General features: G+C 48.9%; 22 protein-coding genes. 2 read left to right on the top strand and 20 right to left on the bottom strand.

The window, feature by feature from the left end:
- From FHS17_RS25795 to FHS17_RS25705, 19 genes are all read right to left on the bottom strand, one after another.
- Entirely contained in the window at positions 1–375 is a 375-nt protein-coding gene (locus FHS17_RS25795; protein WP_167281456.1) for a YciI family protein, read from the bottom strand.
- A 191-nt stretch (positions 376–566) separates the two neighbouring features.
- Positions 567–1,865 carry a polysaccharide deacetylase family protein gene (locus tag FHS17_RS25790; protein WP_167281454.1) on the bottom strand — a complete coding sequence of 433 codons (1,299 nt, stop codon included), beginning with the start codon at positions 1,863–1,865 and terminating at the stop codon, positions 567–569.
- 33 nt (positions 1,866–1,898) lie between these two features.
- Positions 1,899–2,615 carry a hypothetical protein gene (locus FHS17_RS25785; RefSeq protein ID WP_167281451.1) on the bottom strand — a complete coding sequence of 239 codons (717 nt, stop codon included), beginning with the start codon at positions 2,613–2,615 and terminating at the stop codon, positions 1,899–1,901.
- A gap of 231 nt (positions 2,616–2,846) precedes the next feature.
- Positions 2,847–4,793, bottom strand: coding sequence for a beta-N-acetylhexosaminidase (locus FHS17_RS25780; protein ID WP_167281449.1), 1,947 nt, complete (start codon positions 4,791–4,793; stop codon positions 2,847–2,849).
- A 66-nt stretch (positions 4,794–4,859) separates the two neighbouring features.
- On the bottom strand, positions 4,860–5,687 hold the full coding sequence (locus FHS17_RS25775) for a carbohydrate ABC transporter permease (RefSeq protein ID WP_167281446.1): 828 nt from the start codon (positions 5,685–5,687) through the stop codon (positions 4,860–4,862).
- A gap of 12 nt (positions 5,688–5,699) precedes the next feature.
- Positions 5,700–6,575, bottom strand: a complete 876-nt coding sequence (locus FHS17_RS25770; RefSeq protein WP_167281444.1) for a carbohydrate ABC transporter permease — start codon at positions 6,573–6,575, stop codon at positions 5,700–5,702.
- A gap of 95 nt (positions 6,576–6,670) precedes the next feature.
- Positions 6,671–7,984 (bottom strand): extracellular solute-binding protein, encoded by a 1,314-nt coding sequence (locus FHS17_RS25765; RefSeq protein WP_167281442.1) that lies wholly within the window; start codon positions 7,982–7,984, stop codon positions 6,671–6,673.
- A gap of 125 nt (positions 7,985–8,109) precedes the next feature.
- On the bottom strand, positions 8,110–9,660 hold the full coding sequence (locus tag FHS17_RS25760) for a response regulator (protein ID WP_167281439.1): 1,551 nt from the start codon (positions 9,658–9,660) through the stop codon (positions 8,110–8,112).
- Positions 9,657–11,420: a cache domain-containing sensor histidine kinase gene (locus FHS17_RS25755; RefSeq protein ID WP_167281437.1), complete on the bottom strand. Its 1,764-nt coding sequence runs from the start codon at positions 11,418–11,420 to the stop codon at positions 9,657–9,659. The genes FHS17_RS25760 and FHS17_RS25755 overlap by 4 nt, the downstream gene beginning before the upstream one ends.
- Before the next feature lie 102 nt (positions 11,421–11,522).
- A complete protein-coding gene (locus FHS17_RS25750) occupies positions 11,523–12,248 on the bottom strand; it encodes a GntR family transcriptional regulator (RefSeq protein ID WP_341805923.1) in 726 nt (241 codons plus the stop codon).
- A gap of 3 nt (positions 12,249–12,251) precedes the next feature.
- Positions 12,252–13,286: a sugar kinase gene (locus FHS17_RS25745; RefSeq protein ID WP_167281709.1), complete on the bottom strand. Its 1,035-nt coding sequence runs from the start codon at positions 13,284–13,286 to the stop codon at positions 12,252–12,254.
- On the bottom strand, positions 13,279–14,034 hold the full coding sequence (dagF, locus tag FHS17_RS25740; protein ID WP_167281434.1) for a 2-dehydro-3-deoxy-phosphogluconate aldolase: 756 nt from the start codon (positions 14,032–14,034) through the stop codon (positions 13,279–13,281). Before dagF ends, FHS17_RS25745 begins: the two co-directional genes overlap by 8 nt.
- 1 nt (position 14,035) lies before the next feature.
- Positions 14,036–15,139, bottom strand: a complete 1,104-nt coding sequence (locus FHS17_RS25735; protein ID WP_167281431.1) for a DgaE family pyridoxal phosphate-dependent ammonia lyase — start codon at positions 15,137–15,139, stop codon at positions 14,036–14,038.
- Entirely contained in the window at positions 15,117–16,220 is a 1,104-nt protein-coding gene (locus tag FHS17_RS25730; protein WP_167281706.1) for an amidohydrolase/deacetylase family metallohydrolase, read from the bottom strand. The genes FHS17_RS25735 and FHS17_RS25730 overlap by 23 nt, the downstream gene beginning before the upstream one ends.
- Before the next feature lie 206 nt (positions 16,221–16,426).
- Positions 16,427–17,284 carry a DUF5666 domain-containing protein gene (locus FHS17_RS25725; protein ID WP_167281429.1) on the bottom strand — a complete coding sequence of 286 codons (858 nt, stop codon included), beginning with the start codon at positions 17,282–17,284 and terminating at the stop codon, positions 16,427–16,429.
- The gene (locus FHS17_RS25720; protein ID WP_167281426.1) at positions 17,265–17,762 is read right to left on the bottom strand and encodes a sigma-70 family RNA polymerase sigma factor; all 498 of its coding nucleotides are present in this window, start codon (positions 17,760–17,762) and stop codon (positions 17,265–17,267) included. The genes FHS17_RS25725 and FHS17_RS25720 overlap by 20 nt, the downstream gene beginning before the upstream one ends.
- 220 nt (positions 17,763–17,982) lie before the next feature.
- On the bottom strand, positions 17,983–18,813 hold the full coding sequence (locus FHS17_RS25715; RefSeq protein WP_167281424.1) for a sugar phosphate isomerase/epimerase family protein: 831 nt from the start codon (positions 18,811–18,813) through the stop codon (positions 17,983–17,985).
- A gap of 157 nt (positions 18,814–18,970) precedes the next feature.
- Positions 18,971–20,527, bottom strand: coding sequence for a tetratricopeptide repeat protein (locus FHS17_RS25710; protein ID WP_167281422.1), 1,557 nt, complete (start codon positions 20,525–20,527; stop codon positions 18,971–18,973).
- Between the two features lie 106 nt (positions 20,528–20,633).
- Entirely contained in the window at positions 20,634–21,578 is a 945-nt protein-coding gene (locus tag FHS17_RS25705) for an MBL fold metallo-hydrolase (RefSeq protein ID WP_167281419.1), read from the bottom strand.
- A gap of 126 nt (positions 21,579–21,704) precedes the next feature.
- Here FHS17_RS25705 and FHS17_RS25700 point away from each other — a divergent pair, with 126 nt between their 5' ends.
- On the top strand, positions 21,705–22,439 hold the full coding sequence (locus FHS17_RS25700; RefSeq protein WP_167281417.1) for an alpha/beta fold hydrolase: 735 nt from the start codon (positions 21,705–21,707) through the stop codon (positions 22,437–22,439).
- 124 nt (positions 22,440–22,563) lie between these two features.
- Positions 22,564–25,497: a family 78 glycoside hydrolase catalytic domain gene (locus FHS17_RS25695; protein WP_208420570.1), complete on the top strand. Its 2,934-nt coding sequence runs from the start codon at positions 22,564–22,566 to the stop codon at positions 25,495–25,497.
- 68 nt (positions 25,498–25,565) lie between these two features.
- On the opposite strand, the gene FHS17_RS25690 is transcribed toward FHS17_RS25695, so the two are convergent.
- Positions 25,566–26,012 (bottom strand): SRPBCC family protein, encoded by a 447-nt coding sequence (locus FHS17_RS25690; RefSeq protein WP_167281414.1) that lies wholly within the window; start codon positions 26,010–26,012, stop codon positions 25,566–25,568.
- Positions 26,013–26,111: the final 99 nt, after the last annotated feature.

Here is a 26,111-nt window from a genome sequence, read left to right as displayed (position 1 = left end):
TTAATCCTCTCCCTTAAAATATTGAATCGGACGGATCTCAATCCTCCAACCAAACTGCTCCCCCGCTTCTACCTGCACAGTTGGATGCAAAGAGGCGATTCGTATCGCTTCTTCCATGTCCTGCGCTTCAATGAGAAAAGCACTGCCGATCATCTCTTTTGTTTCAATAAAAGGACCGTCCATTACTCTCACTTTGCCGTTTGCCCGCTTCAAACTTGTTGATTCCGGGGCGAGACCAGCATCTATGATCACTTGACCACTGTTATAAAACTCCTCAAGGTGAGGCGTACACTGTTGCATAATTGCAGTAATCTCCTCTTTGTCGGTTGCATCCATTGCCTCTGCATTCAAATAACCTAAACATAGGAATTTCATTGTTATTACCCCTTTAACGTCAGATTATGGTCCCGGAGCTGATTCACTCCAACCTCTTATTATAACGACGAACGGACTCTTGCAAGATCGACAACTTCATAACTGTATCCTAACGCAAAAATATTTTTTTCACAGCATAAAAAAAGCACCCAAACGGGTGCTGTGCTGCGAACTATATAAGCAGAGTTAGATTATTTAAACGCAACAAAGGTTAAGTCCTTGCTTTTTAAATATTTTATAATGGCTGGAAGCGCCTCTAGCGTGTTCTTGTCTTCATGCAGTACATAAATGCCGCCAGCAGCTTCGACATGATGGAAATAACGAATAATGTCTTCCGGATTCTTGGCATTCCAGTCTTCCGGATCCCGGTTCCACAGAAGGGTCTTCATATGCTGTCCCTTAGCTGCAGAAACCAGGTCATCGTTTACCGCACCATACGGGGGGCGGAACAACGTGACAGGCTTATCCGTCAGGGCTTCAATGGCATGGTTGGCCTTGGACAAGTTATCACTTTGTTCCTCTGGATCCGATTTGGTCATAACACTATGATCCCAAGAATGATTCCCGATTGACATGCCATGCTCACTTGCATAAGTAACAGCATCCGTATGATGACTCACATTTTGACCGATGAATAGAAAGGTCGCAGGAACCTTCTGCTCCGTGAGAATATCTACAATCTCTCTCGTGAGCTTGGATGGTCCATCGTCAAAGGTTAAAGCGACATATTCCTTCGGCAAGCCGAAAAATTTCTTTTCTTCCGTGATGTCGATCACTTTAAAGGCTGATTGTATTTCATGATCACTAAGCGAAATCGATTCCTGCTCCGTTATCACGGTCTGATCGGCCGTCACAACCTCTGCAGCATTGGATACAGCAGCCTTGTTCAAATCACTAAATGAGGCGGATACATGAGCCGTCGGCACATCACTCTTGGTAACCTCAGCCTTCGCTGCTTGTCCACCAAGAATACGTGCGGAATCGACCTTACCTCCGGTGGCAATAGAGAGAATAGCGAGCAAACCAACCATAATTAACAGTGCAACAGCAATTCTAGGCATACGTGCGGTGTAACGCCTCGGGAGCTGTGGCGGATTCACAATCGCGATCTCGACTGCATCTTCCTGCTTCTCTTCTTCCATTGGAACAGGTGTAAGCTCGCCTTGCCTGATCTGTTTAATTAAACTAAGGTAAGCCTCGCTGCACGCAAAGTACAAAGTATTCCGGGAAATGCCTGTAGTTCGAATAATGGAACTATAAAACGTATTTCGGAAAGGATCCCATTTGGAGTAGGGAGAAATTCGGATCCTGTCTCCATTTAACGGCCCCAGTGCTTCAAGTTGAAAAAACGTAAACTCATCAATATCGATTACGTAGACAGCTTGCATGTCCTCTTGGGTTACGGCAATTCTGAGTAGGTTAGCACCACCAGAAGTCCTCTCAAGTGACAGCAGCTCCATCACCTGTATGCTGTATGTGTCCATCCCCATGTGCGTCCTTCTCTTCCCATTCCCGGCATGACCTTATTCCGATGAACCTCCATCAGTAGAGCTTGCGTTAGGTGCAAACGGAGACGTTAGCCGGTTCGTAAAGTCATTTACAATGTTAAGAAGATGCGTTTTCTCCTGACGGAGGGCATCGAATTTCTGTCTCATTTGAGAAAGCTCGGATTCCAGCCTTGTATTCTTTTCTTCCAGCTCATTAATTTTCTTGTTCTTATCTGCAGTTGTCTCGTTGTGCTTTTGCAAGAGACCCGCGTAGTTCTGGCGTTCGAGCTCGATAACGCTTTTCAGCTCCTCAATCTCACCGGATAGGGTGGAATGGAGCTCCCGGTAGTCATCCATCATCTGGTCAACCTTCAGGTTTTTATCGCTTAGTCTCTTCTCCAGATCAATAATACTCTTCTCACGCTCTTCAATGACCTTGCCGAGATTCTTTACGTCCCGGTTTAATCGATCAATCTGCCCATTTGCATGGCCCAGTCGATCCTGCAAGTCGTTATGGCTCATTTCGACATGCTGTTTGGCTTTAATCATCTGCTCAACGGCAAATACCAAGTCCAGCGATCTTTTGTCCATATGACCTTTATTTATTAGAATAGAGCCGGATGACTCCTCTACGATCTCGGATGCAGCTGAATTAACCGACACTTCCTCCTGCGGTTCTTCCAAGTCCCTCCTTACCCCAAGATCCTCTCGCGAATGCTGCTGCTCTTTCTTCTTTTGGAAAGGAGAAAACATAGATCAACTCACCTTTTCTGAGAAAATATGTCGATTCATATCGAAAAATGTTTCCTTCATTATAGATTAATTTTCCAAGTTTATATGCGGGGCTAAAGTACCTAATTGAATAGGTCTATTTAGGTCAAAAGGATTGGTAATGCGGGAGAATAGGCCCTCACGAAAAATAACCCGCAAACGATTGCCTGTCATCAACAGGACATCCGTTTGCAGGTTATGAAATAACTTGAATTAGAAAGGATTCATGACGTGGAAGAAGACATTCGGGCTTGCCATCCGGTAATAATGACTGCTCCAGCCAACTCCTCTGCCGTTGAAACGATTGACGGTGCTGAATGGCAGCCGCTCCTGCTCCAATTCTTCGATCCGGTCAATTTCATTGTTCGCGAAGGCAAGCAGACGGACTGATGCGGTATTGAGCCTATTGATGACGCCGCCGTAACGAATATCGAGCACTTCCCAACCGAATGGCTTGAACATCTTAAGCCATTGCGTGCGGTGAGCGACGCGGAGTTCGTCAACCGCTGCTGCGATAACAGGAATTACCTCAGTCGCCAAATGCCGCAGCGCAGCTATATCCGCTGTATCGTAAGCGTGTTTCAGCAGTAAGCCTAATTCACTCTTGTGCTTCAATACTGCGCATAGCTTCTGCGGAACTTCAAAGATCCAATCCAGCGCAGCGTCTTTGACCCTCGCATCGCTCAATTTCTCTTCAAGCGCCGCATAATGCGCATTTAACGGTAAGCCGTCGATCTGACAGTCAAACAGACCAAGCAAGGCGTCTTGGTAAAGCAGAAACTTCGAAGGATTGCTTTGTTTCCGGTTGTCAGGTTCAGATCCGGGCACTTCGTCCAAGTCCTTCAGTAGCAAGTAAGCATCTGCGTCGATGCCGGTACAGAATTTTGCTCGTTCAGCAACGATACTCCATTCTGGTTGTTCCTCTGAATAGGCATGCTCCGCGTAGAGCTGCAGACCAAGCAGCGCCGCGAATGGATTGCCTTCGTTGCCATCATCGCCCCACATCGTCGCGTACGCCTCGCGTATGCCTTCGCGTTTACAGGTTTGAAGCGCGACATTAGACGCGTTCAGCGACATGCCGTAATTAACACCAAATGTATTGAAGATCCACACCGCCCCAGCAAACACAAGGTTGCAGCCAAGCGGGCGGTGATTAGCAATAACACCCTCATAGTGCTCCTGCTCCATATGGACATAATCCCAGTACACCATATCCACGTCTTTCGGAATCCGGCGTGCCATCTCTTCGGGAATTTTCGTATTCGTATTGTAATAATCGCTTTCCGTGCCCGTATTGCCGACTGCAAGTTTTAAGAACATATCGCTCCACATCATAGCCTTCAACCCATGGCGGCGTGTAACATCGAGCACTTTGTTCAGATGCCCGGTCATGATGTCGATCCGGTCGTCAAAGCCGAAGCGGTCCAAATATTTGCCGCGTCCAAGCTCTTCTGCCTCGTCCATACCGATATGAATTTTGCGGCTGCGGAACGGCGCCGAAGCAGAATGGATCATGCGCTCGACCAGCAGGTCTACTTGATTGTCGCCGACGAGAAGCGCGCCTTTCGTATCCTTGTATCCTTTCACAGGCTCCCACTTCAGGAATTCCTCTAGATGTGCAAGCGTCTGAATGCTTGGGAAAGCTTCGATACCAAGCATGTCAGCGTAGTCGTCAATGGCTTTCAATTCCTCTGCGGAGTACCGCCCGCGCATATAGCCAAAGTAGGGCTCGCCCTCAATCGCATAAGTATCTTCCATGTACAGCATGACCGTATTAAGACCCATTAGCGCCATTCGGTTCAGCATCGTCTTGAACGCGTCCACGGTCAGTACCCCGTTACGGGATAAATCGAACATCGGTCCAATTGTATCGAATTGCTGCTTCTCGAAACGCGTCAGTGGTTCACCCTTACGTGCGTGCTGCACAATCAGGCCAAGTCCTCGATAAAATTGATGTCTTCGCTCGTAACGGATATAAGCTTTCCCTGCGTCTGGTTCGTATTTAACTTCTAGGCCGTCTGAAGAGCTGCCGACGACTACCGTTAATCCTTCATCCTCATCGAGTGTACGCGCAAGCTCAAGCGTTATGCCGAGTTCCGGAACGATAGCCTGAATGCCAGGCAGCAACTCCTCCAGTTCGCCTTCGAAACACAATTTCATAGGAATACTCCTCCCCGAATATGAATCTAGAGCCCATACCACGTAGGCACGGACTCTAGTTAGGCTTTAACCTTTTACAGCGCCAGCGACCATACCCTGCATAATCGAACGTTGGAAAATCAAGTAGAGGATAATGGTTGGTATTACCGCGATGGTTAGTGCAGCCATCGTCAGTTCGTAATCGGTCATATATCCTGTTGCAAACTGTGATAAGCTAAGCGGCAAAGTTTTTAGCTCTGGTTTACTGATAAATACGAGCGCGAATGAGAAGTCATTCCAGAACCGCAGGAGCGCCAGAATGCCCACCGTTGATAATGCAGGAGCGGACAGCGGAAGCATGATTTTCAGGAAAGTACCCCAGTATCCCATGCCGTCGAGATGAGCCGCTTCTTCGATTTCTTTCGGAAACGTGTTCATATACGCCTGGATGATAAAGATTGCAATTGGCAGTTCGAATGCGACATACGGGAATATAAGTGCACCGTACGTGTTGAGTAGATCAATCTTATTCATAACGATAAACAGCGGTACAAGCGTGCTGTGAACCGGAATGAGCATGCCTAGCAGGAATAAGCCCATGACAGCTAGTTTGAGGCGAAACTGGAACCGGGACAAAATGTACGCGGCCAGCGCGCCGATTATTAGGGTAAGCACAAGCGAAGCTCCAGTTACGATAATGGAGTTGAACATACTCGTTCCCATATCGGATACTTTCCACGCGCGGGAGAAGCTGTCCCAGTGCCAGGTTGTTGGCAGCTGGAACGGACGGGAATAAAACTCTTCGTTCGACTTGAATGCACTAGTGAACAACCAGAACAGCGGATAAAGCGTGACAAGCGCGTAAAGGGTCATCAGACCATTCGCGAGTCCGCTTGAAAAACGGCGTTGCAGCATGCGAGGTCCCCCTTAACGATTTTTCGATTTCATAAGATATTGGCTGCCGGCGATCAAGAACAGACTGATGATAATAATCGCGGTTGATACCGCGCTGCCGTAACCGAAACGGTAAATTGCAAATGTATTATTGTACATATAAGATGCGAGCAGTTCAGTCGAATGGGCAGGTCCGCCTCCGGTCATGATATAGATCAAGTCAAATGACTTGAGACTGCCGGAAATACACAGAACTACCGCGACCTTGATCGTATCCCATATTAATGGCAAGGTTAAAGAGAACAATTTGCGGGAGCCTTTAGCTCCATCGATTTTTGCTGCGTCGTCCATCTCGCTCGGAATATTGTGAAGAGCGGCTATGAACATAATCAAATACGGACCAATGTAGTTCCAGATGATTGGAACCATAAGCGAATACATCGAGACGGCCGGATCGCCAAGCCATTGGCGCTTCCAGGATTCAAGTCCAAGGCTGTCTAGCAGGAAGTTAAGAATACCGATTTCCGGGTGATAAATATAACCCCAGATAATGCCGACAACAACCGACGATAATACCATCGGCATGAAAACAGCGGTACGGATGAATTTATGAATCCAAGAGTTTTTGAGCAGCAAAAGCGCAAGCACGAGTGCAATCGGCACTTGGCCAAATACGGATGCGGCGACAACAAGCATGTTGTTCTTTAATGAACGCCAGAACACTTCGTCATGAATAATCTCTGAATAGTTATCGAAGCCGATGAATTTCGCAGTGCCGATTCCCTTCCAATCGAAGAAACCGTAATAAGCAGACCAGATAATCGGGATGATGACAAAGAAAGAGAATAACAGCAGCGCAGGGAGAAGACCAATAACGATAAATCTTCTAGTACGTACAGTAGACGTCATAACGCCCCCTCCATTTCAATTGCTAGTAGAACGGTAATCCGTTCGCCCCCGTACAGCGTGAGGAAGAACGGACCCCGTATATTGTAGTGTGGTAATTACTTTGCTTCTTTTTCTTGTGCAGCCTGGACCTTCTTCGCGATCTCTTCCGGCTTGCCGCCCATAAGCAGATCCTGCAGACCGTTGTTCAGTTCATCGGCTACTGCGGAAGACATGACACCATCATAGACAGGAGTAGTGGTAACGCTGTTCACGAGATCATACACTTCGGCGAAGATTGGTGTAACCTTCGTTTTATCAAGATCAACCTTGTAGCTGACGAGCTGATTGCTTTCCAGCACGCGTTTTTGAGCATCCGGACCAGCCATCGCATACATGAGGTCATATGCAGCCTGCTTCTTCGCATCTTTTACTTTCGAGCTCATGCCGATACCCGTTCCAACCACACCAGAGATCGTATTAGGATCCCCTTTGCCGCCAGGGATGGAAGGCAGTACAGTCGCGCCCATTTGCTCAAGCGTTTCCTTCGAGGCCGAAGCCGCCAGGTTCGTCAATGCCCAGCCGCCGTCGATCATCATAGCTGCTTTACCTTGAGCGAAATATTGTTCCATCTGCGTATTATCGATGGAGTTGAAGCCGTCTTGGAACGCGCCAGCTTTACCCAGATCTTGAAGGTAAGTGAGCGCCTCTACGAACTCTGGATCCGTAAATTTCGCGCCGTCTTGCGCCGCTGCTTTCAGGAACCATTCCGTACCCGTCACGCGGTCAGCCAATGAGCTGAAAATACTAGATTGTGCGAGCCATGCCGCTTTGTTGCCAAGCGCGATTGGCGTGATTTTCTTTTCTTTCAGCACGGTAACAGCATTCATGAGCTCATCCCAAGTTTTTGGAGGCTGCAGACCGTTCTCTTCGAGAATGGATTTGTTGTAGTACAGAATGGAAGTTGGGGACAATGCAATTGGTGCACTGAAGATGTCCTCGCCAATCGAGAAGCCGTCAAAGGAGCCTGGCAGGAATCCATCTTTCCATTCCTTCTTGCTGTCCAGTAGCTCGTTAATCGGTTGGAGCAGGTTGCCTGATTGGAATTCCTTCGTCATGACACCTGGCCACATAACGAACAGGTCCGGCATTTCGTTAGCAGCTGCAACCGTTTTCAAGCGAGTGCGATAGCCGTCTGGTGGAATCGCCTGAACATCAAGCTCGACTTCCGGGTGATCCTTCTGATATTGCTCGATGATTGCACGCATCGTTTGAGCACGTTGATCATCGCCTGTATAGTTGTGCCAAAGCGAAAGCATTACTTTCTCTTTGCCATTGCTGTTGGAATTAGTATCGCCGTTGCTGCCGCAGGCAGCCAGTAGGATTGATGTGGTGACGAGCGATGTCGCCACAATGGAAAGCTTCTTATTCATCGGAAAATCCCCCCTGATTGAAGTTCATAATCGTCTAGCAATGTGCTGCGTTAGTATACTTTCAGTATAGACTTGGGTGTAGCGAAGAGGCAGGGGACACCCTTCAGGTCATGGGGGGACATCGATCAGGTCTTATTGCGATATTCGGACGGTGTCTGGCCGGTCGCCTTCTTAAATAATTGACCGAAATACTTCACGTCCTCGTAACCGACCCGCCCGGCGATATCACTGATCTTGATTGGAGTACTGTCCAGCAGTTCCTTCGCGCGGGAGATCCGTTCCTTGGTCACAAATTCGATATAGGTAAACCCGGTCTCCCGCTTGAATACTTCGCTGAAATGGTTCGGATTCAAATGCACATGCTTCGCTACTTGCTGCAGCGTTAAGTTTCTGTCCAAATGGTCTCTAATGTATGTAATTGCTCTTTTGATATAAGATACTCGATCGCCCGACATCGTTTCTCTGTACAGGTCCATGATCGAGTTCAGCAAACGGAACAGCACTACATACGAATTTTCCGACTGATTAAGCACATCTGGGCGCAGCGGTTCTGCTACAGGCGGCGGTTCACCAACCGTTGCAGTGACCCTCTCCAGAAAGCGGTGTCCCGACAGAACGATGGAGTTCAAGTAAGCTTGCAGAGAGTCTGGCGTCACTTCGGGATCGGACAGCTGCGCAGCTATCGTTTCGTCGACCCAATGCCGCAGATCGATAATGCTTCCGGATTTAGCAATAGCGATAAACCTCGCTTCCTCCTCTTCCGAACAGACCCTCTTACCGCCTGTCCGATCCTTCACGAGCTCGTAGCGGATAAACGTGTCTTCGTTCGTGCTCGAAATGGAACGGTAGGTGAACGCATGCTCCGCTTCTTTGAAAGAACGCCTCAGCTCCTCGATTGATCCCACTGTTGAACCAACAGCCACGTAGAGCTTGCACTTGAGTTTCCGGCTGACTCTTCCAAGCTCTTTCTCCAGCTTATCGACAGTCTCACCAGCCTTGTTATTCATGACAACGAGAACGCGATCCTTATGCAGGAGTGTCTCGCAGGGCAATATCTCCTGTACGATATTGGCGACGGCAAAATGTGCAAGCGAAGAATCATCCGGCCGCCCTCCCCAACCACTCGCTGCTAATAGCAATACCTGCAGAGACAAGGGCGGCTCCTCAAGCCCAAGATGCGGCAGCAGCTCGCTGGCCGATTCGACGGATTGATCACTCAGTGTCCCTTCCCGGGTCAGACTCTCAAGCAGGCGATCACGGAACGCCGAACGGCCGCGGCTTTCCTTCTTAATGGACTCCCATCGTACCTGCAGCCTCTGCTTTGCCTTCATCGCCGCCCTGATGATTTCTTCGGGGCGGCTCGACTTCAGCAAATAATCGCTCACGCCTTCGCGGATCGCCTGCTGGGCATAAGAGAACATATCGAAGCCGGTCAAAATAATAATTTCTGTATCCGGCCATTTCATCTTGATTTCGGCTGCCAGATTGATACCATTCATACCCGTCATCTGAATGTCAGACAGGACAATGTTAGGCTGTTCATCTGGAAACCTGGCCAATGCTTCCTCTGCGGAAGCGGCAGGCGGGAGAAGCTTGAACCCGAGTTCCTCCCAATTGATAACGGTGCTTAATCCGTTTCGTATGATGACCTCGTCGTCTACAATCATTATTTTCATGCTATTGATTCCTCCGTTACCGGCAGCGAGAACGAAACGATCGTTCCAACGCCCTCTGTGCTTTCAATTTTCAGTCCCGCATCAGCGCCGTAATGAAGCAGCAGCCTCAAATTTACATTCCGAAGTCCGTAATGATCTTTGGACTCACCGCGTACCTCTTCCGGTTCATTAAGCCGGGTACGGATGTGCGCCAGCTTGTCCGCAGCGATGCCCGCGCCAGAATCTTCTACAGTGAATGTCATGAGAGATCCCTGCAGACTCGCGTGTACGCTGATCGCCCCTTTCCCTGGTTTCTTGTGCAAGCCATGGACGAGCGCGTTCTCTATTAGGGGTTGCAGCAGCAGCTTCAGAATCTTCTTGCGATACAACTGGGAATCAATCGCGAATACGATGTCGAACTGATCCGGATAGCGGATCGCTTGAATGTTCGCGTAATGGCGCACATGAGCGATCTCTTGCTCAACGGATGTAAATTGTGCTCCTTTGTTAAGGCTAAAGCGAAGGAAATCACTTAAGTTACCGACCATATCGGCTGTTTGATGATCCTGATTCATGAGCGCCATCCAATGGATGGATGAGAGTGTATTGTATAGGAAGTGGGGGTTGATCTGCGCCTGCAGAGCCTGCATATCCGCTTCCGTCTTCATGGCTTCGGTTAGCTTTACTTGGTCAGTGAGCGCCTCGATTTTACCACTTAGCTTGTTGTAGCTTCGTACAAGCTGGCCAACCTCATCCATGGATTCGACCGGATACAAACGCATGGGCTCTTCCGGGTCGGTGTTGTTCAGGAAATTCGTCAGCATACGAAGCGGCCTGGTGAGCCGTTGGACAAAGAACACAACAAGCACAACGATGGCCAGTAGCGATACGCCAACTGCCGCGGCGGTAAGCGTGAGCACGTAGCGGTTCTGCGACTTGTAGTCTGCGAAAGGGATGACACCAATCAGTGTCCAGCCGGCTTCAGGAAGCTTCCGGTATAGCACCGTCTTTTTATCCCCTCCGGTACCATAGTTGATAGAGCCTGCCGTTCCGTCTACGGAAGGCATCTCTGGCAAGATGTCTGCGATTGTACTCGGAAGTGGAGACAAGGATCCCGACAGGACATTTCCATTCCCATCGATGAGCAGCATAAAGCCATTATCGCCGATACCTGATTTCTTAAGCGTCTTCGCCACCATGCTTTCGTCGAGACTAATGACAAGTTTTCCTAGATATTGGAACGTATTCACGTTACGGATCGGACGGATAAGAGAGAGGATGTTCTTCTTGCCCGCCGCCGTGTGAATGGGATAAAGCGATGTCCACCAGTAAGGGTGATCGACGTAATAATCCGGTTCAGAGATTGTAATATCTGGCACGCTGACCTTAAAGATCGTCGTATTGGACACAGGCAGCGCCTGGCTGGCGGGATAAATCGTAATATCCGATACATAGTTCTTGGAATACATCAGGTTCGATAGAAATTCAGTCATACGGTTCTGTCGCAGGTTTGCTTCTTTCTCGGAAACGTTCAAATACATCTGAACATCTTTGTTACCGATGAGGAATAAAGAGCTGTTCTCGATGTCGCGCATGAAAAACTCAAGGTTTGAGCCCATCTGTCGCATGATGCTCATACCTGATGCTTTCACTTTTTCTTCCGTTATGTTGGATGCAATAAAGTAGGAAAACAAGCCTAATGATAATAGCGGCAGCAAAATCGAAATGAGGAGCAGGAACGTGATTTTGCGCTTCAGCGATCTTCTAAACCAGCCGTTCATGCCGTCGATTCGACCTCCATTTTAGGAAAATTCATTCCTTATACGATTTATTCTGAGCAATTAAGCTACAATAAACTCCCTCTCGGGAGAGAGGGAGTTGTCTCACACATCGTAATTGATAATGTAATGATGCTGGTCCGTATCGTAGAACCCTTCACTGTATTCAACCGGCTCGCCATTCCCAGCGAAGGAGTAGCGCGAACGCTTTAGCAGCAGTCTCCCCACTTCGAGACCTAGCGCCTCCATTACGCGTTCCGGCGCGCTTCCGCAAACGGAAAATTCGTCACGGTACTTCTCGAGTGTGACTTGGCTTTCTTCGAGCAAACCATATAACGACTGGTCGTTCAAGCCGGCAGTTTCGATACCAGACACCTTGCTCGTTAAGTAATGATTGAAATAGATGTAGGGCTTGCCGTTCAGCCGATAGAGTCGCTCGATCTTCACACAAGTATCGCCGAACAATTGCCACGGGATGGAGTCTTCCTCTGTAGGCACGACTTCTGCGGACAACAGCTCCTTCTGAATACGGTATCCTTCTTCTACAAGCACTTCGGTAAACCGCTTCAGCTTGGACAGCTTCGAGATGGAAGTATTGCGGATGACCTTCGTGCCTTTACCGCTTCCTTTCTCTACATATCCGTCCTGCGCCAGCTCCTTAATCGCGGCGCGCACCGTAATTTTGCTGACGTTAAATTCAGCTTCTAACTGCGGCTCGGAAGGAAGCAGCGTGCCGACCGGATACTTCCCGTGAAGAATATGTTCTTTCAGTACGCTCATGACCTGTAAGTAAAGCGGTTTGTCGGTGGTACGTCGCATAGACACAGGAATGGCCTACCTTTCTACATCGAGGGCAGCTTCCGTCATGGCTCGAATGATGTCCCGCTCGCTTGACATCGGCGTATCTCCAGTAATCGTATGAGCGAGCATAGCAGCTGCAACTGCGAAGCGGACCGTATAATCCGGTTCAAATCCACTAAGTTCGCCGTGAATAATCCCGCTCGCGAACGCATCGCCCGCGCCGATTCTGTCATGAACAGCGAATGTAACCGGATCGGCGAAGAAGAATTCGTTTTTGTACAAATAGCCTTGAAGGGTATGTGTATTATTTCCGTTAATCGTACGATGCGTCCCAGCAATGACGGAGATTCCGTAACGGCTCGCGACTTGTGGGATGAGCTCGAATAACTGCTCCTGACGGCCTGTCTGCTCCGTGGGCATGCCGAGGATACGAATCGCGTCCTGCTCATTCATCATCACGATATCCGACAGCGAGAGCATTTCTTCGTAAAAGGGACGGGCTAACGCATACCCGTCTTTTCCCCAATGAGCCGGGCGATAGTTGCAATCAAATATGATTCGGCCGCCTTTCGCCTTGACCGTGCGTGCTAAAGAGAGCAGATGGGTGCGCACGAGGTCGTTCATCGCAAGCGTGATGCCACAAAAATGTGCAAGATCAACGCGCTTAGCAATTGCCGCGTAATCGTACGTCTCGGCAGACGCCGTATTAAAGCTGCTTGCCTGGCGGCCCGAATAAGTGACCCGGCCGGGGCGTGCACCAAAGCCGTTCTCCAGGAAATACATGCCGATGTATTGCCCGGATCTGGCAACGAGGTCCGTCGACAAACCAAGCTTGTGCACGAAAGCTGCAGCCGCGTCTCCAAGCGGATTGTCCGGCAGAGCCGTAACAAGCTCCGCACGGTGCCCAAAGCGGGCGAGTGCGGAACCGACGTTAACGCCTGTGCCGGAGAAAGAGTAATTTAAGCTGCTTGCCTGGGTTAACAGCTCGTAACCCGGCGTCTGCAAACGCATCATGACTTCACCAAATACGGCAACGGTCAGGCGATCACAGTTAGGACGATCAACCATGGGCATCGACCAGCCTTTTCATTACAGCGAGCAGGGCTTGCACGTCTGCAACGTTAGTCTTGCCCGTAGCCTTGTCGATAATTGAGGAGTAGACATGGGGAATGACCTGCGGTACTCCTGCTTCCAGCGCGATGCGCAAGATTGGCTCAAAGTTGTCCATGTCAATGCCACCCGTAGGCTCAAGCGCAAACCCTTCCTCACCGCATGCTTTAGCTACTGCACGAAGCTCGTCTTCCCGGCTAAGCCCGTTCATCGGGAAATACTTGAGTGCATTGCCGCCCATGTCCCGGACAAGTGCGATAGCGGTCTTGACCGGCACGATAGCTTGCTCCGGTTGTGCAGCGCTGTAGGGACCAGTCGAGATATTTACGTAGCCGACTTGACCTGTCGGCGAGACAAGGCTATTAATCCAGCTCTCCTGGCCGTTCAAATTGGCACGGGTTGCACCAACTGCCGGGAATACCTGGTTGATATGCGTTCCCGGATAATATTTCGCAATCTCAGCTACAACTGCCGCTTGCCGATTGTCTCCTGCTCCAAGCCCAATGGAGACAGCCTCTTCGATCGCTTCTCCGTAACGTTTCATCGCTTCAACAGCAGCTTCAACAGTCGGATAGTCTTTGGATAGAACACCAACGAGTACATGCCCTTCTGCAGCGTCGAACACTTCTTTGGCATTGTCCACGCTGTTTGCAAGTACATTTAGTGCTGCGCGGCTCTTATACAATCTTTTATTCATATTGGACATGTTAGTTGCCTCCTGTTAAATTGCGGATGGTTGCTGCGATTACGTCTATATCGTCACCTAGAAGTGGACGCGGATCAATGTCGAAGTAGCCTTGCTTCACGCCGTAATCACGGGTATAGATAGCAATCTCACCGTTTTGCAGCTGATGGACGACTTCTTTGGCCGTCGTGCCTGCTAGTAGCGGATCGATCTGAATTCTAGCGCGGAATATCGCCCGTCCTGCTTCATCCTGCACAATTGTCACTTGAACACCCGGCCGCTCGCTCAGCGGCATAAGGGTTTGAAGAGATGCTTTCTCCTGCTCGCTGTTATCCGGCTTATCAAGATACTCGTCCAGAGCTTGGAGCAGACCAAACGTTGTTTCCTTACCGACCTTCATGCTGCGGCCAATGCCATGCAGCTGAACCTTCACCATCTCTACATATTTGCGCTTGCCGCCAACAATCCCTGAGGTAGGCCCTTCGATTGCCTTGGAGCCGCTATAGATGGCGAGGTCAGAGCATTTCACATACTTGCGAATATCTTCTTCAGCTGCTGCATCAACAATAAGCGGCACGCCGCTGCGCTGTGCTACCGCCCATGCTTCCTCAACAGATATCATGTTTTTCTGTACCGCATGATGCGATTTCACATACAAGATGGCAGCTGTACGATCGCTGACCGCATCCTCGATATGCTCGGCTTTACCTTCGTTCGCATAGCCGACTTCAACGAGCCTGCCTCCGCCTAAGAATACCATCGTCTCAACTGGAGCTCCGTATTGAACATTATGACCTTTTAGAATAAGGATTTCATTCTTCTCGATTGGATCCTGGTGCAGCCGCTCGCTTCTGCGACGGTTGCCCTGCGTCACGATACCGGCAACGCAAAGGGCAATGCCGCTGGAAGCTGAGTTAACAACGACAGCTGCTTCAGATCCGAGGATGCCGGCAATATGATCGCCTGCCTTATCTACGAGATCTGCAATTTCCACGTAGCTTTGCCCGCCGCGCTTCATTGCATCCATCACGGTATCGGTTGGTGCCGATACGCCAAGGATGCTCATGCGTCCGCTTGCGTTAATAACACGCTTCAATCCATATTTAGCATTCAACATATCTACCATTGACGAAAACCCCTTTAGCTTGAATATATTGATCTCCCACGCGTGCTTCCCCTTCGGAATCGATGAACTCCGCTTTTTCCTGCCTCACAGTGAAAAAGGTGAGATGAGCCTTGTCACCAGCCTCGATACGTCCGAGCTCAGGCTTGTTCAGCCAATCGGCCGCCCGAACCGTAACGGCGTCGATCACCTCAGCTAACGGGTAGCCCAGCAGCAAAAACTTAGACATGACATGCGCCAAGCTATATACAGGACCGCCCAGCCGGTTGCCTCTGTATATATCTGTGCTAATGGTGTCGAACCTAACTCCACTTTCTTTCGCGGCTTCCGCTGTCCTAAACGAGAAGCTGGCGGTGCCATGCCCTACGTCCATACGGACCCCTTTGCCAATGGCATCCTTGAGCTCTGGCAAAGGTTGTCCCGCTTTATCGAACAGATTGTTGCTCTTCCCATTCAAATAATGAGTTACAACATCATTCTTCTTCAACAATGGCAAGATCTCCTCGATTCGAGGCGGTGCCGACCCGATATGAACCATAATCGGCAAGCCCGTCCGATCTGCGATTTCTCTAGCCCTCCGAAGCGGTTCAATTCCGCTTTCCTTAACGACGCTCCGGCTCATTCTCGCTTTCAACCCGACAATAAAGTCTGGATAACTATGAATGGTTTCTATTGCTTGTTCCCGATTGATCCAGCTTAAATCGGATAGTTCATCAATTCGGGATAGCCCGATCTTCGAGATGTTCAGCAGCGCGAGCACGCTTGTCATCGCTTGTTCCCTGCTTGCCGCCAAGTCTCCAATCCGGTCCGCGCCGCAGCTACCCGCATCAACGATCGTCGCTACCCCTTGCTTGACGCCGATTTCGTCGATTTCATCGCCGTACGGGTCAAGCTCGGCGAAGGCGTGAACATGCAGATCAATCCAACCGCTTGAGACATATAATCCGGTGCCATCTATAACAACGTCCCCGCTGCTTGCGAGTCCAGCACCTGTTAATTCGATAATTATGCCGTTCTCGACAGCGATATCTATTAATTCGCCATCCGTTCGTTTAACGTTGCGCCATACGTGCTTTATGCGAATCACCTTCATTCTTCATTCTCAGTTAGTTATAACGTTATAATGTTAAATTACACTGATTTCATACCTAGGTCAATAAACATTATAATGTTTTATATGAAAATAAAAAAAGCAGACACCGGGTTACTACCGGTGCCTGCTTCATTTTGCGAATTTTGAGGAATACCTGTTATGTTTCACGTGAAAAAAGTCGAAATATGGCTCCCGCTTTATTTTTGCGGAATCATGTTGTTGTAAATGCGTGTTGCATTTACTTTACCTGTGCTGAGATCCTCAGTCGTAAAGCCGGATACCACGTTGCCGACTTTAAATTCCTTTTGCAGCAGCTCATCGGATGGTTCCGCCGCTGTTGGACCGTCAATGCCCATAATGGTGTCAGGAGTCACTGTCACCCATACATCATTAACTTTGAAGCTTTTGCCGTCAGCACTTACTTCAGAGATCACACCATCAATATTCACTTGTACTTTAGCTGTAGTAGCAGGCTTCTCACCGCTGTCCGCCTGAGGTGCCATATTGTTATAAATCACATCAGCCGTTACCTTGCCTGTGCTCACATCCTGAGAAGTATAGCCGGATACGATATTACCAACTTTGAACTCCTTTTGCAGCAGTTCTTCGGATGGCTTCTCCGCTGTTGGTTCACTGCTTCCCAGCTTTGTTTGATCCGTTACTTCTACCCAAAGATCGCCAACCTTGAAGCTTTTGCCATCTGCACTTACTTCAGAGATAACGCCATCAATATTAACAGCTACTTTACCCATAATAGGAGGCTTTGCTGTTGCCTCAGCTGTCTGCCCTTGATTAGTTGGCGTGGAAGCCGGATTGCTTTGATTCTGATTGATCGAAATAACACCAACCGCCAATATTGCAGCTGCTGCAAGACCTACAGTCAAACCCGTTAACTTTCTTTTGCTTGTTTTCTCCATTTTTACCCGCTCCTCATTCATAGTAGTTGTATGTGTTGTTTTCTCAAGTTCCAGCATGAACTTCTGATAGGTTGCCTCTTTGAAGTCCTCGCTGGTTTTCACACGGGACATCGCGGATTTATAGACAGATTTCTTCATCCTCCAGGCCTCCAATCTTATCTTTTAAGAGTACACGTCCTCTGGCTAGCCATGTTCCCACTGTTGCGGACTTGGCCTGCATAATAACTGCGATTTCCTGTATCGAATAGCCTTCGTAATAATGCAGATGAATCGGAATACGATACTTCTTGTCCAAGGAGAGTACGGCCTGCAGGACCTCATTCTCTTCCTTGGGGAGGTAGCTCAGGTTTTCGGGAACAGGGTTTCTGCTTTTGAACCATCCGGTTTTCAGCATATTTTTGCTTTTATTTATGGTCGTTCGAATCAACCACGCTTTTTCATGTTCGCTGTTCTCAAAAACAGGGCGCTTTTGCAAATAAGTGAGGAAAACCTCCTGCGTTACTTCTTCTGCATCGGCTATATTTTTTAAGTAAGCAAAGGCGATTTTGATCATGCTCTGCGAATATAGATCCAAGGCCCTTCGCACAGATTCATTGAGCTCATATGAATTGTACACCTCAGCACCTCCTTTCACTTGTAATACAACTGAGTGCCCCATTATTTTTCATTCGATACTAATTATTTTTAGTAGACGTAAGAAAGCCCGTGAATGACTGCAATTTACCTACATGTAAAATAGCCCAAAAACAAAAAGGCAAAGCCCTTACCTGCTCTTGCAGGTAGGACTTTGCCTTCTCGACTTATCTATATGAGTATCTAAGTATCTATAAAAAGTGCTAAAGCTTTCTCGCAGCTAAACGGCCATCACGAACGAACCGCGCTGCCTCAGCCACTTGTGATTCGTTTACCGCTTCCATCGTCGCAAAGCCATACGGCTTGTACTGCTCAAGAAGCTCGAAGAATAACGGATAGTTGAGCTCGCCTAAGCCAGCCGCTGTTTCCCTCAAAGTGCCGTCTTCTGCACGGTTCAGGTCCTTCACATGCGCACTTACAATACGTGGTCCAAGCAGGCGGAAAGCTTCCCGAATGGTGTGGTCCTGATTGTCAAAACGAGCTGGGTTCATTAAGTTGCACGGATCCATCACAACGCCAACGCAGGAAGAAGGGAACCGCTCGATTGTCTCGGCCAGTGTCTCTGTCGTATCGATCATATGTCCCTGAGCGGCTTCCAGCCCAATCGTAACGCCCCAACGCTCGGCCTCTTCGACCAGTTCTTCAAGCGCACGGTTTAAACGCTGGACATGCTCGACACGACGCTCCGGATTCGTAACGCCGCCGACCTCTGTCGCCACTATAGGTGCCCCGAAGTGCCTTGCGTTCCGCAGATGCTCCTTAAATCGGTCAACATTATGCCGAAATACTTCATCATCTAGATCAACTAGGCTCGCGTAGCAGCCGAGTACTGCAATGCGCACACCGTTCTCCGCAAAGGCTCCGCCCACCTCTTGCGCCAAACCGGGGCTTAGCTTACCAAGTCTGGCATCCACATCCGAGAAGGCTTTTGCCAAAGCCAATTGAACATAGGGAAACCCTTGTGCGGCAGTCTTCGCCGCCAATTCCTTATAAGGCATCGTTCCAAGTAAATGCGCTAATATTCCAACTGACATGACAATCTCCCTTTCCTGCTTTGGCTCTTATTTGTAATCTATTATATACCAGATTTTTGGCTATGCCGAACAAAAGGGTACATGTACAAAACAGGCCGCAACTAGTTGTTTTCTAGTCACGGCCTGTTCATTAAACGTTAGATCTGTTCATCATAACCTATTCCGCCTCAAACCCCTGGATCAACGCCAATGCCTCTTCATGATCAGGTTCAAGTCTGAGCAGTTCCCTCGTGTATTTCAAGGCTTCATCTATGAGCTCCAGCTCGAAGCAGCAGATGGCCAGGCAATAGAATACAGTGGATACAATCTCTTCCTCGTCTTCTTCTACCGAGATTTCCAAGTACCGTTTGGATTCCTCGTACAGCTCCATCTCGAACAGGACTAGACCAGCTTCAAGAGAGAGATCATAACGCTGCTCCATCACATAGTACGATGACGTCATAATGTGGATCCCCATCAGGAGATCTTCCTTCTCATCGTCATTCGCATCCGGCAGAAGACTAGAGATCCGCTTCGTACTTTGAATGAAGAATTCCGCATCATAGCCGCCTAGGCGCCAGAAGCTTAAGAATTGCTGCATCCCCATACTGTCGATATTACGATCGACCAATTCCTTCAAGCTGAAGAAATCATCTGGGCCATATCGCGCAATAAATCGACGATAAGCTAATCTGGTTTGGAGGCATTCCTCGGGGGAGTCCACATTGATCATACAACCCACATTTATATTTTTATAATGATGGGGTGGGAATAACGTGATGGCTCCTTGCTTCTCCAACACTTGCTGAATAGCATGGTAGTTCGCCGTAAAGGAGAAGCTTCCATGCAGGATCAGCTCCGGCGGGCCCGCGAATTTAAAGTTGTCGATCAAGTGATCGCCTTTGTCTGCAGTTATTAATAAATAACCTGCCTTAGATAACAGATTAAGACGATCTAAACATGTTAATGCGGAGCTTGGAAATAAAATATGAGAATCCTCCAAATGCTCCTGATAGAAGCCTATGAGCTCGCGGTAAGGATAGGAATCTGCCTCGTACTCCGGTGCCCGGCGATGCTCGTAGCTTAAAGATATTTTATGAAGCAATTCGGATGGCTTAAGCCCTTCCCTGTGCTCCGGATATTCGACAGAAACATCTGTTTCATAGATCTTACCTTCACCCACATACAGCAGCTCTTGCGGAATACCGTCAAAGAAGTAGTTAGCCACAATGACTAACGGCTGTTTCAAATCTCCCTGACTAATGGTCTCACCTGATACAGCCAGCTTCAGTTCCGTGTCATGAACGGCGTCAAATCGTGCGAAATCAAGCATTCCTCGAGCGATAAAGGACTGCATAGCGGGATGCTTCTGCCATGCCACCACATTGTTCATCGCCAAATCCGTCATGATATACCGGAACGATGGCAGCTTGATCCCAGCATAGTCAATCAATTTACATAACTCATGTAACACGTGAAAAGCAAAACGGCCCGCTCCTGCTCCAAGCTCTACAATCTGCACAGACTCAGAGACATGCCCCTTATTTGCACGGTCTTGCAGGAACCCGAAGATCATCTCAGCATAAGCCGTTCCGATCATTGGATTACAGGTGATATATTGAGGAACTTGGTCGTTGTTCCAAGCCTTCAGTCCTTCTTCTTCATAATATTCCCGCTGAATATTCCATATCGGGGCTTCGCTAAAACGGTAACGTTCGGTATGATTAACTGTCATTTAAACTAATCCTGCTCTCTGGAAATTATTCGATTCCTGCCAAGTGGGATTCTCCCCAATTGCGCATCAAATCATGTACATGCTTATCACAATATATTTCATTGTATCATTTTTGCCCATTTGCCGTATGCCATAACGTCTCGCCATGCTTTAACAGCTTCAGATTATTCGAATCCATGCCTCTTTGCTGCCACTCTGCAAGCAAACGATCTAACGCTTCCTTCGCCGTATCATCGGCCAATCGGAATGCCCCGTAATGCATAGGGATAAACTGCTTTGCTCTAACATCAACGAAGGCTTGTACAGCTTCCTCCGGCGATACGTGCTGCGCACCCATAAACCATTCTGGCTCGTAGGCACCAATCGGCATAAGTGCATACGTAATGTCTGGGAACCTCACTCCGATATCACTAAATCCTGCGAAATAACCACTATCTCCGGCAAAATAGACTGTATCTTCCTCTGAACGCTTGATCACCCATCCGCCCCAAAGGGACGTATTCGTATCCGTCAGAGTACGTCTTACCCAGTGCTGCGCCGGTACAAAATGAAACTCGACAGGGCCTATTTTCACATGTCCCCACCATGGCAGCTCATGTACTTCTTTGCCGCGCATAAGTTTCCTCATCATCGGACCAAGTCCCTCAGGCACGAGCACAACAGGTGAACCCTTCAGTTTCCTCAAAGAACCCTTGTGAAGATGGTCATAATGCGAATGCGACAACAAAATAACATCCACCGGCGGAATCTCATCTAAAGTAAGTCCTGGTTCTTCAAGTCTCCTGGCAAAACCCATCCGGCTCGCCCATACAGGATCCGTCACAATCGTCAGGCCAGCGATTTGCACAAGAAACGTGGAGTGGCCGATCCAGGTAATCGTCAACTCACTTTGGTTACTGCTGAGCAGTGCCTGCTGCTTATGCTCAGCTTGTCCGATGCGGTAGCTTAGATCTTTCACTTTGCCTTTGCGTTCCTTTTGCCAGCGACGTACTTCTTTAAAGGTTTTGACTGTCGCTGATGGGTCTAAATTGCTATACCGTTTCCGAGCCATTAGCATCACCTCTTCTTATAATCCAAGTTTAGACGGAATACGAGTGAAGTACAAATGATTCGCTGGAAACGTAAGGAGATGCTGCTGCGTATCAGGAGAAGACGACAATAGGGACGGAGGTAAGTAATGAAACCTATTACCAAAAATAAACTTGGTGCCTTGGAATATGCTCGATCTGGCACAGGTTCACCAGCCATTATCCTTATTAATGGAGGAAGTGGCCCAATTGAAGGTTGGCACAAGATTTTTCACGAGCTCGCCGAGGAATCAACCGTTCTGGCCTACAATCGCTTGGGAGTTGGAAAAAGTGATATGCCAACTAGTCCCCAAGATGGCGCTGCAATTGTGTCCGCATTAAGACAGCTGCTCGATGAAGTAAAGCTTCCTCCCCCTTATCTTCTTGTGGGGCACTCTCTTGGCGGGTTATATGCAAACTTATTTGCTCGCCTGTTCCCTGATCAGATTGCTGGTATAGTCCTGCTTGAAGCCAGCCACCCAAATGATCTGGCGATTAATGATACTCAACCTGCCTTCATCCGATACATCAACCGTTTCCTAAGCAGCTTTGATACCCTCTCCCCTTCAAGAAAGTGGAATGAAGTTCAATATGTACAAGAGACAGCAAGGCAGATCGAACAGGCCGGCCCCTTCCCTGACAAGCCGCTCTTTGTCTTAACGGGAACGAGTAAACCCCCGATGATGCCGGAACAAGCCTTTGCGATTCGAATGAGGAATCAACTGGACCTCGTACAGCTCAGCAAACAAGGCAAACAGGTCCTCGCTGCTGGCAGCGGACACTTCCCGCAGTTCACAGAACCAGAACTCGTCGTGCAGACGATTCGGGACTGTCTATTACATTAATATTGGACAATTATACAATGAGATCCGATCTATTTTTTCCTCTATGAATTGATTAGTATATTTATAATAAGGGCTGGTAGCGCTTTCTTCTAACTGATCGACATTAAGCCATAGGAGGATAATCATGTCTATTATCGAAAAGCAAACACCCTGGCAAGGAAGCTGGATCTGGGGAGGCTCAGAGGAAAGTCCGCGTAACGAATGGCGCTGGTTCAGAACCTCCTTCACCTGTCCGAGTGATTTGGACGCATTGGCGAAAGCCGTCTTATGGATTACGGCAGACTCTCGTTATGAGCTGTACGTCAATGGAACAAGAGTAGGCAGAGGTCCCGTTCGTTACTTTTCCACGGATATTTTCTATGATGCACATGAAGTGGGACATCTTCTGCGACGCGGCGAAGTTAATACGATTGCAGTGCAAGTCATGCATTATGGCATCTCTAACTTCGTCTATTTGAGAGGACGGGGAGGATTACTTGCCCAATTAGATGTACTCTCGGACAATGGGGAGATTACGCTCGCCAAGACAGGAGCCGACTGGCGTACCTCTCTGCATGCAGGGCAGGATCCAGCCACAGCGCGTATGTCTTGTCAGTTAGCCTTCTCGGAGCGAATCGATGGAAGGCAGCTCTCAGAGGACTGGACCTCATCCCAGTATTCGGATACCCATTGGCAGCAAGCAGAAGTTCTTGGTGCGGCAGGGATGGAACCGTGGGTACGTCTGCATCCAAGAGACATTCCTTATTTGACGGAAGAGCCTGTTCTGCCAACACGTATCATTTCGTTAAATCGAGTTGTCCCTTATCAGCTTACCGCATTTATTGATGCTTATCATATGATGAAGACCCCAGGAGAAGAGAATGCCAACCATATCCGATTCTGCGGAGCCTTCATGACAACTTTGCGCTTAAAAGAAGCAGCCGAGGTAAAGCTGATGTTCCACGTTGGTGGACTAGGCATTGTGAGGCTGGGAGAGCAAGTTTATACCGCTGAGGATATGGAAGGAGATTCACCTCTTGCTGGCATTCGCGCTCATTTACCGGCAGGTGAGCATGTGTTGTTATACACCGTTTATGGCCCCGAACATGGTCATAGTAACCGTATAGGGGTGGACTCGGACAAAGAGATCGAGTGGGTCTCTCCTCTAGAGGTGGAGTTCAGCAAGGCAGACGGAACGATGTCCCCATTTGTTCGTATCGGCCCTACTTATTCTTATACGTGTATCGATTATATTGTTCAATATGACAAGTTCGCAGCGTGGGAGGCGGCAAGAGATCAGTTTGCTGATCGAATGCTCTCCATTACAACGATTGATGAACTGCGCGAAACCGGCTATCCGATTGAGCCTGTTCCGCATCTGCTAGCTAACAGCCAAGATGCCTTTATGCCGCAATTCGCAAAACGGGAAACCGAAGCTTATGCTGTTCCCGCTTCGCTTCAGCGTATTGCGGTTGCCTCCTCGGATACGGCCATCGTTCCTGTATTCAATCATGCAGATACGGAATTTATGATCGACTTCGGCAAGGAGTGGAGCGGCTTCCTCGAATTCGAGCTGGAGGCCGAGGCTGGCGTTACGATTGATTGGTACGGTATTGAATACCGGAAGGATACCTATATTCAACATACCTTTGGCTTGGACAATACGCTTCGTTATGTGACGAGGGAAGGCTACCAGCGTTACGCCTCTCCTGTCCGTAGAGGGCTTCGTTATCTGATCGTCACTGTACGTGGTGCCAAGAGTCCGGTGCACATTCGGGATATCCGGCTCATTCAAAGTAACTATCCTGCACCAGAGATCGGAAGCTTCCAATGCTCGGATGATCGACTAGGCCGAATTTGGGACCTTGCGAAGCATACAACCAAGCTTTGCATGGAGGATACTTTCGTCGACTGCCCGGCGTATGAGCAGACCTTCTGGGTCGGCGACAGCCGCAACGAGGCGCTCGTTAATTACTATGCATTCGGAGGAACAGACATCGTAGAACGCTGCCTTCGATTGGTGCCGGGCTCTGCGTTCCAGACACCGCTCTATGGTGACCAGGTTCCGAGCGCATGGACAAGTGTCATTCCGAACTGGACCTTCTTCTGGATTGTAGCCTGCCGGGAATATGCGGAGCACACAGGCAAGCGTGATTTTGCGGCAGAGACGCTTCCTTCCATCCTATTCACACTGGATCATTATCTGAAGCTTCTGAACTCGGATGATCTGCTGGATATGAAAGGCTGGAATCTGCTGGACTGGGCGCCAATCGATCAGCCGGATGACGGAATTGTAACGCATCAGAATGTGATGTTGAAGAAGGTTCTGGAGGATGCTGCTGCTATTGCTGCATTAGCGGGAGTTCCGGAACAGGGGAAACCTTATGCAGAGATCGCCGTTAGAATGAAATCTGCCATTAATCAGCATCTCTGGAGCGATGAGCGCGGCGCTTATCTCGACTGCATTCATCCAGGAGGCCGCCGCTCGACCATCTTCAGCATGCAGACGCAGGTGATGGCGCTCCTTGCGGATGTTGCGGATGAGGAACGTAAGGCTTTGCTGAAGGCGTACTTAACCGTTACTCCGGAAGGGTTCGTACCGGTTGGCAGTCCGTTTATGTCCTTCTTCTATTACGAAGCATTGATGGCTAATGGCAGCCTGCAGTGGATGCTCGACGACATCCGAACGAACTACGGATTTATGCTTGATAACGATGCAACCACATGCTGGGAGATGTATGGCCACACCACGATGAACCGTGCGAACGAGAACGATCTGACCCGCAGCCATTGCCACGCCTGGTCTGCTGCACCTGGCTATTTCCTCGGTGCTTACGTACTGGGAGTAAGACCTGCCGCACCAGGCTGGACGAAGGTCCTTATTGAACCGCAAAGCGGAGACTTAAGCTGGGCTAAGGGAATTGTTCCTCTGCCGCAGGACGGATCTATCGAAGTAGCCTGGAAAGCCGTTAACGGCGCGATTACCGAGCTGACCGTCACCGCTCCCGAGCTCACAGAGCTTGATATCCGGGTTTCTGATGCTTGCGCCGTGAAGATTCAGCGGGTTAAATTGCTGTAGAGCTTACAATAAAGAAAACCACTCCTAACCAAGGAGTGGTTTCTTTTGTTGTCTCTTGTCCTTACAACTTAACTATATAATTCAGCAAGCAAGTCGCTCAGCCGATCAAAGTTCTGTTCATTCGCATCCATTAGAAACGTCCTGGCCCCTTCGACGAATTTCTCGTTCACAAACACCTGACGGAATGTCAATCTGGTTCGGCCATCAACCTCTTCAAATGAAGCCGTCACCTGAAATTCAGGAGCATTCAGATGATGAACGACGATACGTTCCTCTGGTACGATCTCCTCAAATTCACTATGGTTCGGATAGTCTGTACCATTGGGTCCATGCATAACAAACCGCCATTGGCCTCCCGGTCTCACATCAAATTCATGAAACGTATTGGTAAAGCCCTTTGGCCCCCACCAACGGGAAAGCTGATCTGGTGTTGTCCAAGCTTTGAAGATGAACTCTCTTGGATAATCGAACTCTCGAGTGTTTATAACTTCATTTTTGCCTGCCGTTGCTGTCATGACGATGTCCCCCTCAAAATGGTTTTGCCTTGCTATAGCTCAATCATAAAAGATGACGTTGCGTAAGGTGCAAGAGTTTTTTGAGGGTTATTTTCGGGT

This window comes from Paenibacillus lupini (assembly GCF_011761355.1).
GTDB classification, from domain to species: Bacteria; Bacillota; Bacilli; order Paenibacillales; family Paenibacillaceae; genus Pristimantibacillus; species Pristimantibacillus lupini.
This window is presented reverse-complemented; position numbering and strand designations above follow the sequence as displayed.